Annotated in this window: 17 protein-coding genes; 16 read left to right on the top strand and 1 reads right to left on the bottom strand. The window is 24.5% G+C overall.

The window, feature by feature from the left end; all coding sequences use genetic code 11:
* Positions 1 to 78 precede the first annotated feature (78 nt).
* The 3 genes from Q1J78_RS07195 (at position 79) to Q1J78_RS07185 (ending at position 1680) form a co-directional block, all read left to right on the top strand.
* Positions 79 to 588 carry a TDE2712 family protein gene (locus Q1J78_RS07195; protein WP_300276500.1) on the top strand — a complete coding sequence of 170 codons (510 nt, stop codon included), beginning with the start codon at positions 79 to 81 and terminating at the stop codon, positions 586 to 588.
* 105 nt (positions 589 to 693) lie between these two features.
* Entirely contained in the window at positions 694 to 1032 is a 339-nt protein-coding gene (locus tag Q1J78_RS07190) for a hypothetical protein (protein WP_300276498.1), read from the top strand.
* Between the two features lie 183 nt (positions 1033 to 1215).
* On the top strand, positions 1216 to 1680 hold the full coding sequence (locus Q1J78_RS07185; protein ID WP_300276496.1) for a hypothetical protein: 465 nt from the start codon (positions 1216 to 1218) through the stop codon (positions 1678 to 1680).
* Between the two features lie 209 nt (positions 1681 to 1889).
* Here Q1J78_RS07185 and Q1J78_RS07180 read toward each other — a convergent pair whose 3' ends face one another.
* On the bottom strand, positions 1890 to 2507 hold the full coding sequence (locus Q1J78_RS07180; protein ID WP_300276494.1) for an NUDIX hydrolase: 618 nt from the start codon (positions 2505 to 2507) through the stop codon (positions 1890 to 1892).
* 299 nt (positions 2508 to 2806) lie between these two features.
* On the opposite strand from Q1J78_RS07180, the gene Q1J78_RS07175 reads away from it, so the two are divergent.
* The 13 genes from Q1J78_RS07175 (at position 2807) to cas2 (ending at position 14885) form a co-directional block, all read left to right on the top strand.
* On the top strand, positions 2807 to 3097 hold the full coding sequence (locus Q1J78_RS07175; RefSeq protein ID WP_300276492.1) for an MTH1187 family thiamine-binding protein: 291 nt from the start codon (positions 2807 to 2809) through the stop codon (positions 3095 to 3097).
* Positions 3069 to 3839, top strand: a complete 771-nt coding sequence (locus tag Q1J78_RS07170; RefSeq protein WP_300276490.1) for an ABC transporter permease — start codon at positions 3069 to 3071, stop codon at positions 3837 to 3839. The genes Q1J78_RS07175 and Q1J78_RS07170 overlap by 29 nt, the downstream gene beginning before the upstream one ends.
* 25 nt (positions 3840 to 3864) lie before the next feature.
* Positions 3865 to 4869, top strand: coding sequence for an ABC transporter substrate-binding protein (locus Q1J78_RS07165; protein WP_300276488.1), 1005 nt, complete (start codon positions 3865 to 3867; stop codon positions 4867 to 4869).
* Entirely contained in the window at positions 4850 to 5563 is a 714-nt protein-coding gene (locus Q1J78_RS07160) for an ABC transporter ATP-binding protein (protein ID WP_300276486.1), read from the top strand. The genes Q1J78_RS07165 and Q1J78_RS07160 overlap by 20 nt, the downstream gene beginning before the upstream one ends.
* Before the next feature lie 223 nt (positions 5564 to 5786).
* Positions 5787 to 7160: a type III-A CRISPR-associated CARF protein Csm6 gene (gene csm6, locus Q1J78_RS07155; RefSeq protein ID WP_300276484.1), complete on the top strand. Its 1374-nt coding sequence runs from the start codon at positions 5787 to 5789 to the stop codon at positions 7158 to 7160.
* Between the two features lie 20 nt (positions 7161 to 7180).
* Complete coding sequence (cas6, locus tag Q1J78_RS07150; RefSeq protein ID WP_300276482.1) at positions 7181 to 7924, top strand: CRISPR system precrRNA processing endoribonuclease RAMP protein Cas6; 744 nt, start codon at positions 7181 to 7183, stop codon at positions 7922 to 7924.
* A gap of 2 nt (positions 7925 to 7926) precedes the next feature.
* The gene (cas10, locus tag Q1J78_RS07145) at positions 7927 to 10278 is read left to right on the top strand and encodes a type III-A CRISPR-associated protein Cas10/Csm1 (protein ID WP_300276480.1); all 2352 of its coding nucleotides are present in this window, start codon (positions 7927 to 7929) and stop codon (positions 10276 to 10278) included.
* On the top strand, positions 10262 to 10672 hold the full coding sequence (csm2, locus tag Q1J78_RS07140; protein WP_300276478.1) for a type III-A CRISPR-associated protein Csm2: 411 nt from the start codon (positions 10262 to 10264) through the stop codon (positions 10670 to 10672). The genes cas10 and csm2 overlap by 17 nt, the downstream gene beginning before the upstream one ends.
* A 52-nt stretch (positions 10673 to 10724) precedes the next feature.
* On the top strand, positions 10725 to 11375 hold the full coding sequence (gene csm3, locus Q1J78_RS07135; protein ID WP_300276476.1) for a type III-A CRISPR-associated RAMP protein Csm3: 651 nt from the start codon (positions 10725 to 10727) through the stop codon (positions 11373 to 11375).
* 4 nt (positions 11376 to 11379) lie between these two features.
* Positions 11380 to 12318, top strand: coding sequence for a type III-A CRISPR-associated RAMP protein Csm4 (csm4, locus tag Q1J78_RS07130; RefSeq protein ID WP_300276474.1), 939 nt, complete (start codon positions 11380 to 11382; stop codon positions 12316 to 12318).
* The gene (gene csm5 / locus Q1J78_RS07125; protein ID WP_300276472.1) at positions 12318 to 13433 is read left to right on the top strand and encodes a type III-A CRISPR-associated RAMP protein Csm5; all 1116 of its coding nucleotides are present in this window, start codon (positions 12318 to 12320) and stop codon (positions 13431 to 13433) included. The genes csm4 and csm5 overlap by 1 nt, the downstream gene beginning before the upstream one ends.
* Before the next feature lie 59 nt (positions 13434 to 13492).
* Positions 13493 to 14482: a CRISPR-associated endonuclease Cas1 gene (cas1, locus tag Q1J78_RS07120; RefSeq protein ID WP_300276470.1), complete on the top strand. Its 990-nt coding sequence runs from the start codon at positions 13493 to 13495 to the stop codon at positions 14480 to 14482.
* 13 nt (positions 14483 to 14495) lie between these two features.
* On the top strand, positions 14496 to 14885 hold the full coding sequence (cas2, locus tag Q1J78_RS07115; RefSeq protein ID WP_300276468.1) for a CRISPR-associated endonuclease Cas2: 390 nt from the start codon (positions 14496 to 14498) through the stop codon (positions 14883 to 14885).
* The last annotated feature ends 76 nt before the right edge of the window (positions 14886 to 14961 follow it).

Raw genomic sequence — 14961 nt, 5'->3', positions numbered from 1 at the left:
GAATCATAGGAAAAGGTAATCTTAATGATTTTTACTCAGTGAGGTATTAAAAACACAAAAAAGAAAGAGGGAATTAAAATGGCTAAAATTATAATCAAAAATGAAATTTTAGAAATGATGCTTTATATTTGGGACTCAGTACATCAAAAAGAAAAAATAGCGGATTCATTCTTCTTAGAAATAGCAGAAAATCCAGACATGAAATATCTATATGATGATGAATTTACAAAAGAATCTGTAAGAAAAGTGCTTTCTGCAATATCAAACAGAGAGTTATTAAACAAACCTACTAAAAAAGAAAGTAGATTTTGGAGTAAAAATATGTGGATGCTTGAAGATTTAGGATTCACAAATATGATGGTTGCACCAGTAAAACAATTAAATCTTGATTACTTAGAAGATAAACTAACTAAAGATGAATATGAAGTAGTATTTATACCAGGACATGTAGATGAATGCTATATAGATGATAATAAATTAGTTATAAACTTCTTTAATATAGTAGTAGATTTCTTTGGTGATGGACCGGTTAAAATAGGAGATAAACCTTTCAATGAATATATAGAAGAAAAACTTCTTAGTATGTAATTAAAAATTAATATATTGATGAATAAATACCTATTGTATTAGATAAATAATCTGATGTAATGGGTATTTTTAATAGATAATATTTATTTAATTGGAGGAATTAAAATGGATAATTTAGAATTTCAGAATATGGACAAAAAAGAACAAATATTGGAAATAATACGAACTATAAATTCTAATGATATGGTAAATGTATTGACATTTAATCAATTAACAGGTATATCAATGTCTATATTGGAATACATAGCCTCAGATGGAGATATGAAAATAAATGCTATACTTCAAGATGATAGAGTTGCTACAATAGACTATACAAAACTAGAAGCTTTATCTATTGATGAAGAAACAGTTTTACTTGCAGAAAGAAATAATGTAGTAATATTTACTAAAAAAGAAGATTTAAATTCTCTAGACATACAAAAGATTTTAAACGATATATTATAATATTTTCATTTTTTAAATTTTATTCACAAACTTTAAGCTTTATTCAAATAATTATTTGCAACAAATAAATCATAATAAAAATATTTAAATAGAATAAATTATTTTATGATTTAATGATTAAAAGATAAAAATAGGGGTAAATAAAGAATATAAAGTTATATAGTTGTGAAAGGATTTAAGATTATGAAAAATATAGAAAAATTTAAACCAAAAACAAATAAAAGAAACTTATTCTTTTTAGCAGGATTAGTTTGGGCAATAGCAGGATATAATGTGTTAAAAATAGGTGTAGACGAATTTGGATCAATGGATAATTTTAGATTTATTTCTCTTATTCTAGGTCTTATGGGATTTGCACTATTCTTTTCAAAAGTATTTTATAAAATGTTTAAAAAACATTCTAAAAGAATTGTAAATATGGAAAATGAATCTCCTTGTTTATTTTCTTTCTTTGATAAAAAAGGATATCTTATAATGGCATTTATGATGACTTTTGGAATATCACTTAGAGTATTTAATTTAATAAGTGGAATAGCACTTGTGATAATATACACAGCTATAGGGTTATCACTTTCATTATCTGCTATATCATTTTTCTTAGCAGGTATAAATTATGAAAATACTGTGAAAAAACATTCTATACTATAAAAATAGTAATGAAATATTTAAAATTTAATATACAAAATTCTACTAAATAAAATATAATTAATAAAAATACTATAAATAAAAATATATAAGTCAATAAAAAGCAACTAATAAATAAGATTAGTTGCTTTTTATAATTTATATAAATTGATATTCTATCTATAAAACTTTTATTTTAGTGGATATTATATTTAGTAGATATTATATAAAATTTAGTCTTTAAAAAATTCTAAGAAATTATATAAAATTTTTGCTGTTATACCCCATATTACATAATCTTTATATCTATAAAAGAATACAGAAGATTTTCCTTCTTCAAATTTATAATTTTCTTTTCCTGGGATAATATCAAAAGGCAGTTTTTTATCAGGAGTAGTTTTTACAGTATTGAAGTATATCTGTGGAGGATTTTCTAAAAAATATTTTATGGGAACCATAAAAACATGATCTACTTCATCTTTATTTAATTTTAAATGCTCTATATTATCAAGATATCCAACAAAAGGATGAATTATATATCTAACAGGAGTTATTAATAAATCAAGTTCTCCTATAACATTTAAATCACTGACATAAGAACCAATTTCTTCACCTGTTTCTCTTATGGCAGCTTCTAAAGGAGTTTCTCCTTTTTCTATTCCTCCACCAGGAAAAGATATTTCTGAAGGTCCATGTTTGAGCGTTTTTGCTCTAACTTCAAATAAAATATAAACTTCACCATCTTTTCTAACAAGGGGAATATAAACAGAAGCCCTTCTCATTGATTCATAGCCATTTATATAAGGTTTATGATTTTTTAATTTATCTAAAATTTTTTGCTTATCGAACATAATACATCTCCTAATTTTAAATTTATAATTCAATTATATTAAAAAGTAGAATAAAGAGAAAGTGAAATTTTGAAATCTATTGTTTATTAAAAAATAAATTAATAATAAATAGAAAATAAACTGTTTAATAATTATAAAATAAAAATCAGAATAGAAGTTTAAAAGAAAAGGAATGTTGGTTTTTATAGAATAATACTTAAAGAAAAACAATAATTAAAAAAATAATAATTTGATTAAAAAAATAAGTAATAGTATAATAGATATAGTAAAAATTTTTGATTTGAAAGGAATGATTTAATATGGTAATAGCAGATGTAGCAGTAATGCCTTTACGCCCTTATGCAAACGAAGATCAGATGTATAAAGTAGTAGATGCATGTATAGAATTAGTAGAAAAAAGTGGATTAAAATATGAAATAGGAGCTATGAGTACTACTTTTGAAGGGGAATTTGATGAAGTATTTGAACTTATAAAAAGAATGCACAAATTACCTTTTGAATTAGATTGTGAAAGAGTAATAACTGTAGCTAGAGTAGATGAAAAAGCTGGGGGATTAACTATTGAGGACAAACTTAGAAATCACAGATAATCTAAAAAAAGCTTCTTATCCTATAATAACATTTTTAATTATAATAGCAGCATGGGAATTTATAGTAATTAAATTTGATATACCACAATATCTTTTACCAGCACCAACTGATATAATAGATGTATTTTTTACAGATTATCAAAATTTAATGAAACATAGTATAGTAACTATATTTGAGTCTGTGTCAGGTTTTATGTTAGCTGTACTTATAGCTTTAATTATGGGGATTTTAATGGATTTTGTAGATATTGTGAGAAAGTGTTTATATCCTCTTATGCTTATAACACAAATGATACCTACTATAACAATAGCACCACTACTTGTAATATGGTTTGGATTTGGAATATTACCAAAAACATTAATGGTAATACTTACTTGTTTCTTCCCAATATTAGTAAGTTTTGTAGATGGTCTTGAAAATATAGATAAAGATTATATAAATCTATTCAAAACAATGAATGCAAGTAAACTAAATACATTCATTCATTTAAAATTTCCAATGTCTACAGAAAAACTTTTCTCTGGATTAAAAATATCGGCAACTTATGCAGTAATGGCTGCAACTGTTGCTGAATGGTTAGGTGGGACAGAAGGTCTTGGAGTGTATATGGTAAGGTCTAAAAAGGCATATGCACTGGATAAAGTGTTTGCATCTACAATACTTATAGTAATATTTAGTTTAATATTTGTAGGTGTTATACAATTGATTAGAAAAAAAGCATTAAAAAATAGAAATATATAAATTATAAAAAATAAGGAGATACAATATGAAATTTAAAAAACTTATCTCAGTAGGATTAGTTGGGGTTTTAGTAGCTGGAGTACTTTCGGGATGCTCTAAAAAAGAAGAAAAATCAGCAAATAAGGATTTAGAAAAAGTTACAGTTGTGCTAGACTGGACTCCAAATACAAATCACACTGGTCTTTATACTGCATTAGAGAACGGATACTATAAAGAACAAGGACTTGATGTAGAAATAGTTCAGCCACCTGAAGGTGGAGCAGCTAGTTTAGTTGCATCAGGAAAAGCAGATTTTGGGATATCATATCAAGAAGAAGTAACATATGCAAAAACTTCTGATGATCCTCTTCCAATAAAAGCAATAGCAACTGTAATACAGCACAATACATCAGGATTTGCATCTCCTGCTGAAAAAAATATAAAAACACCAAAAGATTTTGAAAATAAAATTTATGGTGGATGGGGTTCTCAATCTGAACCAGCTGTAATAGAATCTGTTATGAAAAAATCTAAAGCAGATTTTGATAAAGTAAAAATAGCTGATATAGGTCAAGATGATTTCTTTACAGCTACAACTAATAATGTAGATTTTGCTTGGATTTATGAAGGTTGGGATGTAGTTCAAGCTAAATTAAAAGGATTTGATTTAAACTTTATACCTATAAAAGACTTTGATGAAAGATTAGACTATTATACACCTGTAATAATAACTAATGAAGCATTAATAAAAGATAATCCTGAATTAATAAAAAAATTCATGAAAGCGACAACAGAAGGTTATCAGTTCGCTATAGATAAACCAGAAGATGCTGCTAAAATTCTTGTAAAAAATGCACCTGAGATAGATGAAAAATTAGCAATAGAAAGCCAAAAATTCTTAGCTACAAAATATAAAGATGATGCAGCTAGATGGGGTGAAATGCAAGATAAGGTTTGGAATAATTATACAGCATTCTTAAAAGAATATGGACTTATCAAAAAAGATATGAAAGCAAAGGATGCATATACAAATGAATTCTTACCACAATAAGATAAAAATAGAAAATATAAGTAAATCATTTGGAAGTGAAAAAATAATAGAAAATATATCTATTAATGTAGGAGAAGGAGAATTAGTATCTATTTTAGGACCAAGTGGTTGTGGGAAAAGTACTATTTTTAATATAATAGCAGGACTTTTAACTCAAGATACTGGTAGTGTTGAAATAAATGGAAATTTAAGCTATATGTATCAAAAAGATTTACTACTACCTTACAAAACAATAATAGATAATGTTTCATTGCCACTTATACTTAGAAAAGAAAAGAAAATAGAAGCCAGAAAAAAAGTCAAAGAATATTTTAAAGTTTTTGGTTTAGAAGGATATGAAGAAAAATATCCTAAAGAATTATCAGGTGGAATGAAACAAAGAGCAAATTTCATGAGAACCTATATAAATTCAAATGATATTATGCTACTAGATGAACCTTTTGGAGCTTTAGATTCTATAACAAAGTCTTCTATGCAAAAATGGTTATTAAATGTTAGAAAACAGGTTAAATCGACTATATTGCTTATAACTCATGATATAGAAGAAGCGATTTTACTTTCTGATAGAATTTATGTTATTTCTAATAAACCATCTAGTGTCAGTGTAGAAATAAAAGTTGATAGAGACAGAGTAGATGATATTGAATATTCGTTTAAGGTTAAGAAAGATATTTTAGATATTTTAAATGTATAAAATGAACAGGATACTGTAAAAGTATCCTGTTTTTTTCTTATTAATCTATATTATTTATATATTTAATTAAAATATTAAAATATAAATTTAAAATTCATAGATTAAATAAAAAAATAAACATATAAAAATAAAATTTAATCTATTTATAAATTAGTAAATATTGTTTATAGAATTTCTTTGTGATAAGATTAATTTATAGCAAATAAATAAGGAGAGATATTTTATGAGAATATTATTTTCGCCAATAGGTTTAACGGATCCTATATCTAAAATGCACGATGGTGCTATGTTACATATAACAAGGGTATACAGTCCAGAAGTTGTATATTTATATTTTTCTGAAGAAATGAGAGAAAAACAAAATAAAGATCAGAGATATACAAAAGTCATAGAACTTTTAGATAAAAAAATAGGGAAAAATACAAAAATAGAAATAATAGATGGAAGTAAGATTGAGGCTGTATATAAATTTGATTCATATTATGAAGAATTTGAATCAAATTTAAAAAAAATAAGAGAAAAATATCCTGATTCAGAAATTTTTCTAAATACATCTTCAGGAACTCCAGCTATGAAATCAGCATTGCAAGTGATTGCTGCATTAGGGGATGGAAATTACAAAGCAATACAAGTACCAGCTCCAAATAAAATAAATCATGAACCACCCGAAATACCATTTGAAAAATTATGGAGAGAAAATAAAGATAATTTTGATGGATATAAAGACAGAACAGAAGTTTCTACACATCTCCAACTTATCACAAAGTTCAAAAAGGAAATTATAAAAAAACATATAGATCAATATGATTATCATGCTGCACTTGAATTAGCAAAAGATATTAAAAGAAGTTTATCAAAAGAAGCTTTATATGCAATAGAGGCAGCAAAAGAAAGACTCTCATTAAATTATATGAGTTATGCAAAATTATTGAAAAAATCTGGAGCAGATATAGAATATTTCAAATTAAAAAAATATAAAAATAATAATGAGGATATAAAATTATATGAATATATATTATCTTTAGAAATAAAAGTTAAGAGAGAAGAGTATGCAGATTTTATAAGAGGAATAAGTCCTATACTATCTGATATTTTTAAATTGTATCTAGAACGAAAACTAGAAATAAATATCTTAAAATATTGCAGTGGTTCAGACTCTAAACTAAAAATAAAAGACTCAAAATTAAAAAATGAAATAAGTAAGAATAATAAAGAAGCACAAATAATATTAAATTCTTTAAATGAAGAATTTGGTAAGTTTAGAGATTCTCTATTAGCAGCATCAAATCTATCAGCTATTATAAAAGGTGTTGAAACAAATGAAAAAGTAAAAAATACAATAATAACATTAAGACAAGTGGAAGAAAATGTAAGGAATATAGCGGCACATCAAGTAGTATCTATAAATGATGAAAAAATAAAAGAAGGTACTTCTGATTCAATAACTATACAAAATGGTAAATTAATAAAAAAGGGTAAAAGCTCTAAAGATATAATAGATATGATTAAATTTATTGCTCAAGAAGCAGAAATATCAAATGAAGATGAATGGAATTCATATGAAAAAATGAATAAATACATAAAATCTTTAATATAAAAGTATAAAAAGGTAAAGATATGTTAACAAAATTAGAAATAAAAATAGAAAAAAATGATGAAATTAATCTTAATACAATGTCTTTATTTCAAGGAGTTTTAATGGAGAAAATTGATAGAGAATATGGTGATATTTTACATACTATGCCTATAAATCCGTATACTCAATATATCTCTGTGGAAAATAATTTTATACAATGGAATATTACGGCATTGACAGACGAAGCAAAAGAAAAAATAATAGATAAATTATATAGTAATGATTTCAAAGAAATAGAAATAAAATATAAAGATTTAAGATTAAAAATTTTAGATAAAAAAATAATAACTATAACTGAAAATGAATTGATGGATAAATATTACTTTGAATATTCAAAACGATTTATAAAAATTAATTTTATAACACCGACATCTTTTAAAAGTGATGGAAAATATCAGATGTATCCAAATTTAAGATGGATATATCAAAGTATAATAAAAAAACATGATAAATTGTCAGATGAGATAGTAGTTTTTAATGAAAGTGTCTTAGAAGATTTAGTAAATTATTCTGAAATAGTTTCATATAATTTAAAAAGTACAGCATTCCAATTAGAAGGTGTAAAAATTCCGTCGTTTAAAGGTAGAATAACAATAAAAATAAAAGGTCCGCAAATGTTAGTAAATCTAGTCAACTTTATGTTTGGATATGCTGAATATTCTGGAATAGGTATCAAGACATCTATAGGTATGGGAGCTATAAAATTTGAAAATGGAGGTAATTAAAAATGAATAATGCTCAATTAAAAGCAACAACAGGGGCATTACTACATGATGTTGGAAAAATTTTAAATGATAAAAAAATCCATCATAGTGAAAGTGGTGCAAAATTTGTTGAAGATAATATGCAATTTTTAGATAAAGATATTTTAGATTCAATAAAATATCATCATAAAAAACAAATATCTGAAAATAAAAATATATCGGATTATGCGTATATTGTAAATTTTGCAGATAATATATCGTCAAAAATGGAAGGCAGAAAAAAAGATGATGGGAAATTAATTCAAAATAAAATAAAAGAATTGGATAGTATTTTTAATATTTTAAATGGAAATAACGAAAAATTAGTATATAGAGTTGAAAAAATAGATAGAAAAGGAATTCCAAACTATCCTGTAAAATCAGCAAAAGAAAATAATAAAATACTAGAAGAGGCTAATAAAAGTATAAAAAATATATTAAAAAATAGTAATTCTATAGAAGCATTGGCTGCAAAATTACTTACTGTAGAAGAAAAATATTTAAGTTTTGTACCAGCAACCTTAACAGAAGAAAAAATTAAAGATATTTCATTGTATGATCATTCAAAGATAACTGCAACAATAGCATCTTCTGTAAGAAGATATTTTGATGAAAATAATATAAGTGATTTTAAATCTTTGAATGATAATGAACTAGAATTTATGAATGAAAAAATGTTCTTATTGTATAGTATGGATGTATCTGGAATACAAGATTTTATATATACTATATCATCACAAAAGGCTTTAAAAGGATTGAGAACAAGATCTTTTTATCTTGAAATGCTTATAGAACATTGTATAGATATTTTATTAGAAAAAACAGGATTTACTAGAGCGAACCTTATATATTCTGGAGGAGGGCATGCTTATATTGTGTTGCCTAATACTGATGAAATAAAAGAAATATTAAAAAATTATGAAATAGATATAAATAATTGGTTTATGGAGTATTATAAAACAGATTTATATATAGCATCTGGATACTCTGAATGTTCTGCCAATAGCTTTTGTAATGAACCTGTTGGAAGTTATAAAAAATTATTTGCAGAAGTTAGTAAAAAAATATCTGAAAAGAAAATGAAAAGATATTCTTCTAATATTATAAAAAAATTAAATTCAGAAAATCTTTCTGATGGAAAAAGAGAATGTAGTGTATGCCATAGAGTAGATAAATTAAGAAAAGATGATAAATGTGAAATATGCAGCAATATAGAAGATATATCAAAGGATATATTAAACAAGGATTCATTTGTAGTGATTAAAGATAATTCTTATCAACCTAGTTTACCGTTGCCATTTGGATATAATTTAATAGCATTAAACAAAGAAAATATTATTAAATTAGAAAAAGAAGGAAAAATAAAAAGAGTTTATTCTAAAAATAATTTAGAAATAGATAATACATATTCTAAAATATGGGTAGGAGATTACAATAATGGAGATGATTTTTCTACACTTGCAAATAATTCAACAGGTATAAAAAGATTAGCCATTATGAGAGCAGATGTAGATAATTTAGGACAAAGTTTTGTATCAGGATTTGAAAATAGCAAATTAAAAAATCCAGAACAATATATAACTCTTTCTAGAACAGCCACATTCTCAAGAAAATTATCAATGTTCTTCAAATTACATATAAATAATATCTTAGAAGATGGTGATTTTACTATGTCTTCAGAAAAAGAGCGTGGTAAAAGAAATGCTATTATAGTTTATTCTGGTGGAGATGATCTATTTATAATAGGTAGTTGGGATGATGTAATAGAATTTTCAATAGATTTAACTGAAAAATTTAAAAAATTTACTCAAAATACATTAACACTATCAGCTGGAATAGATATTTATCCAAAAAAATATCCAATAGCAGTAATGGCGAGAAAAACTGGAGAACTTGAAGAAATATCAAAATCTGTAGATGGGAAAAATGCCATAACAATAGCTAGATCAGAAAATACTTATAAATGGAATGAGTTTAATGAAAAAGTAATAGGAGAAAAGTACTTTACTATTGAGAATTTCTTTAAAAATCAGAGAGAAAGAGGAAATACCTTTGTATATAGAATATTAGAATTATTTAATAATAAAGAAGATAAAATTAATATAGCAAGATTAGCATATGTTCTTGCTAGATTAGAACCTCAAAAACCAAATAAAAAGGATGATGAATCTTTAAAAATTTTTGAAAAAGAAAAAGAAAATTATATGGAATTTTCTAAGAAAGTATATAAATGGATAAAAAATGAAGAAGATAGTAAACAAATGAAGACAGCTATTCTTTTATATGTATATAATAATAGAAAGGATATGGAGGGTAAAAATGAAATATATAACTAAATTAAATTATGTTGATGAAGCTGAAAAAGTAATAAAAAGTTTAGTAGAGACAAATAAAAGAGGGGATAAAGAAATAAAATTAACTACATCAAAAATAAGAAATATATTAATGATGGTAACAGAATTATATAATTCAGCTCTGAGAAATAGAGATGATATATTAGATGAAAATATTGTCAGCAGAGTTAAATATATGAAAATGAGATTGGTATATGAAATTGGTAGAGATATCGCAGATAATGGAAAGTCTGGAGTTGAAAAATTTGCAAAAAATGGACATCTATTAGAAATAATAGATTCAATTGGAAATAAAAGAGAATCTTTAATATTATTCTGTAACTATATGGAAGCATTAGTTGCTTATCATAAATACTATGGTGGGAAAGAAAAATAAGATATTAAATTTGTTATATAGATATATAAATTATATAAAAAGGAGAAAAATTATGTTTGCTAAAATAGAAATAAAAGGAAAAATAAAACTAGAAACAGGAATGCATATAGGTGGATCTACACAGTTTGCGGCTATAGGTGCAATAGATTCTCCTGTAATAAGAGATTCTTTTACTGATTTACCAATGATTCCTGGAAGTAGTTTTAAAGGTAAATTACGTACATTACTTGCTAAAAAATACAATACTAAATTAGTCGAACCAGATAATGATGACCAGAAAATAAAAAGATTATTTGGTAGTTCAAAAAAAGGAGAAATAAAATCAAGTAGACTTATATTTTCTGATTCTATATTATCAAATGATGATGATTTAAAGGATATAGGAGTTTCTTCTACAGAAATAAAAACAGAAAATACTATAAATAGAATAACAGCAATAGCAAATCCAAGACAAATAGAAAGAGCTGTTAGAGGATCAATATTTGATTTTAGTATAATATATAACGCTGAAGAAGAAAAAGAAATAAAAGAAGATATAGAGTTACTAAAAGAAGGATTAAAATTCCTTGAATATGACTATATAGGTGGGCATGGTTCAAGAGGTTATGGAAGAGTAAAAATAGAAGATTTAAATTTAGATGTAGTGGTAGGGAAAATCGATAATAAGATAAAAGAAGATTGTAAAAAAATATTAGAGGGATAGCATAATGAAAAGAATAATTTATAAATTAAAATTTAAAACAGGTGTACACTTTGGAAATGGATCTTTATCAGAATCGAACAATAATTTTCAAGCAGATACACTTTTCTCAGCATTATGCATTGAAGCACTAAATATTGGTGGAGAAGAAAAGTTAAATAAATTTATAGAATATGCAAAAAAAGGAAAATTTAAAATTTCAGATTCATTTCCTTATATCGATAAAACTCTTTTTATACCAAAACCATTTATGCCTCTTGATATAAAAGAAGATAGAAAAAGTGATTCAAAAGAAAAAAAGGCATATAAAAAATTAAAGTATATTCCTGTAGATAAAATAGATTCATATCTAAAAGGAGATTTAGATGTTTTAAAAACAAATAAAGAAATAAAAGAATTAGGAAAATATGATGAAAGAAATATAGCAGCTGTAAGAAGAGAAGAAGATGCAGAACCATATTATTTAGGAATATATAGATTTTCTGAAAAAGGAGGTCTATATATAATTGTAGAATTTGAAGAAGAAAATTATAAAAATGAATTTGAAGAATTATTAAAATCATTATCATATACTGGTATTGGTGGAAAAGTAAGTTCAGGTCTTGGTAAGTTTACATTTGAGGAAGAAAAGATACCTAACAAATTAGAAAAAAGATTAGATAATATCGATAATTCAAAAATAAAGATGTCTCTATCTCTTTGTATACCAGAAAATGATAAAATAGATGATGCATTAGAAAATGCATATTATAGAATAGAAAAAAGGAGTGGATTCGTTTATTCAACAACTTACTCAGATACACTTATGAGAAAAAAAGATTTATATGTAATACAAGCTGGTGGATGCTTTGAAAAAATCTTTGAAGGTGAAATAGTAGATGTATCTATAAATGGAGCTCATCCTGTATATAGATATGCAAAACCTTTATTTATGGAGGTGATTTAATGCAGGATTATTTAAAAAAATATGAAGTCACAATAAGAACTAAAGGACCTATATATATAGGAAGTGGGAAAAATATAGGTAAAAAAGAATATTATTTTGACGAAAATAATAATAAAGTCTATTTATTTAATTTTGAAAAAATGTTTAAAGGGATAATAAACAAAAACCTAGATAAAAAATACCAAGAATATATGTTTAATGCAAAAGCTAAAATGGATTTAGGTGAATTTTTTAAAAAAAATGGAATAGGTATTATGGATATAAAAAACTGGTCTGAATATTCTATAGATGCAAGTAATATATATAATTTAAAAGAATTCAAATTCAAAGGAATAAATACCTTTATAAAAGAATCTGGAAATAAAAATTATATACCAGGCTCTAGTTTAAAAGGGGCTATTAGAACGGCATTAATTGTTGATGGAATTGTCAATAATTATAAAGATTTTATAAAAATAGGAGATAAAATTTTATCTGAATCAAAAAATTCTAAAAAAGTTGGAATAAATATAAATGAAATAGAAAACAGAATTTTAAGAACAATAGGAAGAAAAAATACAGATAAAAAAGATGCTGTGAACGATATTATGTCATGTATCAAAGTTAGTGATAGTCAAATTATTCCAAATGAATATATGACATTGTGCCAAAGAATGGATATGGATGTAGATGGAAATATAACACAATTACCAATATATTATGAATGTATAAAACCTGGTGTAGATATAAAGACAACTATAACAATAGACACAAGTATAACTGACGATATAAACATAGAAAAAATAAAAAAATCGATAAAAACTTACTCTGAAAGAATAGATAGTGATTTTATAAGTTATTTTAATGATACTGAACAATGCAATATAAATACTCTATTTTTAGGAGGTTATTCTGGTTTTCCATCAAAAACAATAGTATATCCTCTTTTACAAAGTGATGGACTTGGTTTTATTGAGCAAATACTACATAATTCATTTAGAAAACATAATCACTTAAAAGATGGTGAAAGATATAATGTTTCTCCAAGAAAAATAAAGGTCGCAGAATATGGAAGTACTTCGAGAAGTGGTATTTATGAAATGGGAAAAATAGAAATAGATTTTAAAAAAATATAAAACAAAGTAAAAGGCGATATATTATATATCGTCTTTTTTATAGAAAGGTGAAAAATATTATGTCTGATTTATATATAACAAAAGAAGGAGTTTCTATAGGAATAAGAGAAAATAAAATTTATATTGATGAAAAAGGTGAAATAATAAAAGAAATTCCTGTACATAAGGTAGATAAAATAAATATGTTTGGAGGAATAAAAGTAAGTACCAATTTAATACAATATACAATTGAAAATAATATAGAAATTAATTTTTTTAAAAATAACGGAAAATACTTAGGAAGAATTTCTTGTAATGATAATGATAGAGTAGATATAGTTAGGAAGCAAATTAAGTTGACTGATAATGAAAATTTTAGATTGAAAATGTCTAAAAAAATTATTAACTCAAAAATAAATAATCAAATTGTATTATTAAATAGAAAAATAAATTTGAATGAAGATATAAGATATAATTTAACACAAATGAAAAATATGAAGAAAAAATTAGATATTTGTAACGATATTTCTGAAGTTATGGGATATGAAGGTTTTGCAGCAAAAGAATATTTTGATGGTATTTCAAAAATAATAAAAGAAGAATTTATTTTTGAAGGTAGAAGTAAAAGACCGCCTAAAGATATGTTTAATGCAATGATTAGTATGGCATACACGCTATTATTTTCTGAAATAAAATCAATTGCATCATCTAAAGGTTTGTATATATATGCAGGATTTATGCATTCTGATAAAAAAGGTCATGCAGCTTTAATAAGTGACTTTATGGAAGAATGGAGACCTATTATATGTGATAGCACTGTAATATCTATAATAAATAAAAATTGGATAAAAAAAGATTCTTTTAATTTTAATGATGATGGAAGTGTGTATCTCAATCAAAATGGAAGAAAGATACTGATTGAACATATATCACGAAAAATGAATAGTGATATAACATATTTTGATAAAAAGATGAATTATAGGGAAGCAATTTCTAGACAAGTGGATAGTTTTATAGATGTTTTAAAAAATGAAGATACAGAACTTTATAAAATTTCAAATATAAGATAAAGGCAGGACTATTATGAAAATAAAATTTAAATCAAAAAATAATAAAAATAACTCTATATTAAAAATAAAAGATAATTTTGATTACATATCATATAATTTAAATAAAAATAAAATAAGCAAAAAAGATAAAGGAATAAGAACCCTTGTAATCTATGATGTTGTAGATGATAAAAGACGTAGAGAGTTAGTAAAATATTTAAATGGATTCGGAATTAGAGTTCAAAAATCAGCATTTGAAATGTTATTAGACAAGAAAAGAACAAAAGAATTAAAAAAAGGACTTAAAAAGTTATATGATAGTGAAGATAAGATAAATATTTATCAGTTTGGAAAATTTACAAAAATAATTAGATATGGATTTGATATCGAAGAAAAAGAAGATAATGGCGATATTATTATATAATATACGATTAAAAGCACTCTATTTTAAGATAGAGTGCTTTTTTATAAAAAATAATTATATTTTGAACTGATTTTTA

The organism is Peptacetobacter sp. (assembly GCF_029264495.1).
GTDB lineage: Bacteria > Bacillota > Clostridia > Peptostreptococcales > Peptostreptococcaceae > Peptacetobacter.
This window is presented reverse-complemented; position numbering and strand designations above follow the sequence as displayed.

What these genes read in the sequence shown, in the direction of transcription:
- csm3 (WP_300276476.1), top strand. Translation starts at nt 10,725, where the DNA reads ATGTTTGCTAAAATAGAAATAAAAGGAAAAATAAAACTAGAAACAGGA.
- Q1J78_RS07160 (WP_300276486.1), top strand. Translation starts at nt 4,850, where the DNA reads ATGAATTCTTACCACAATAAGATAAAAATAGAAAATATAAGTAAATCA.
- Q1J78_RS07165 (WP_300276488.1), top strand. Translation starts at nt 3,865, where the DNA reads ATGAAATTTAAAAAACTTATCTCAGTAGGATTAGTTGGGGTTTTAGTA.
- Q1J78_RS07175 (WP_300276492.1), top strand. Translation starts at nt 2,807, where the DNA reads ATGGTAATAGCAGATGTAGCAGTAATGCCTTTACGCCCTTATGCAAAC.
- csm6 (WP_300276484.1), top strand. Translation starts at nt 5,787, where the DNA reads ATGAGAATATTATTTTCGCCAATAGGTTTAACGGATCCTATATCTAAA.
- csm4 (WP_300276474.1), top strand. Translation starts at nt 11,380, where the DNA reads ATGAAAAGAATAATTTATAAATTAAAATTTAAAACAGGTGTACACTTT.
- Q1J78_RS07180 (WP_300276494.1), bottom strand. Translation starts at nt 2,507, where the DNA reads ATGTTCGATAAGCAAAAAATTTTAGATAAATTAAAAAATCATAAACCT.
- cas10 (WP_300276480.1), top strand. Translation starts at nt 7,927, where the DNA reads ATGAATAATGCTCAATTAAAAGCAACAACAGGGGCATTACTACATGAT.
- cas6 (WP_300276482.1), top strand. Translation starts at nt 7,181, where the DNA reads ATGTTAACAAAATTAGAAATAAAAATAGAAAAAAATGATGAAATTAAT.
- csm2 (WP_300276478.1), top strand. Translation starts at nt 10,262, where the DNA reads ATGAAATATATAACTAAATTAAATTATGTTGATGAAGCTGAAAAAGTA.
- Q1J78_RS07185 (WP_300276496.1), top strand. Translation starts at nt 1,216, where the DNA reads ATGAAAAATATAGAAAAATTTAAACCAAAAACAAATAAAAGAAACTTA.
- csm5 (WP_300276472.1), top strand. Translation starts at nt 12,318, where the DNA reads ATGCAGGATTATTTAAAAAAATATGAAGTCACAATAAGAACTAAAGGA.
- cas1 (WP_300276470.1), top strand. Translation starts at nt 13,493, where the DNA reads ATGTCTGATTTATATATAACAAAAGAAGGAGTTTCTATAGGAATAAGA.
- Q1J78_RS07195 (WP_300276500.1), top strand. Translation starts at nt 79, where the DNA reads ATGGCTAAAATTATAATCAAAAATGAAATTTTAGAAATGATGCTTTAT.
- Q1J78_RS07190 (WP_300276498.1), top strand. Translation starts at nt 694, where the DNA reads ATGGATAATTTAGAATTTCAGAATATGGACAAAAAAGAACAAATATTG.
- cas2 (WP_300276468.1), top strand. Translation starts at nt 14,496, where the DNA reads ATGAAAATAAAATTTAAATCAAAAAATAATAAAAATAACTCTATATTA.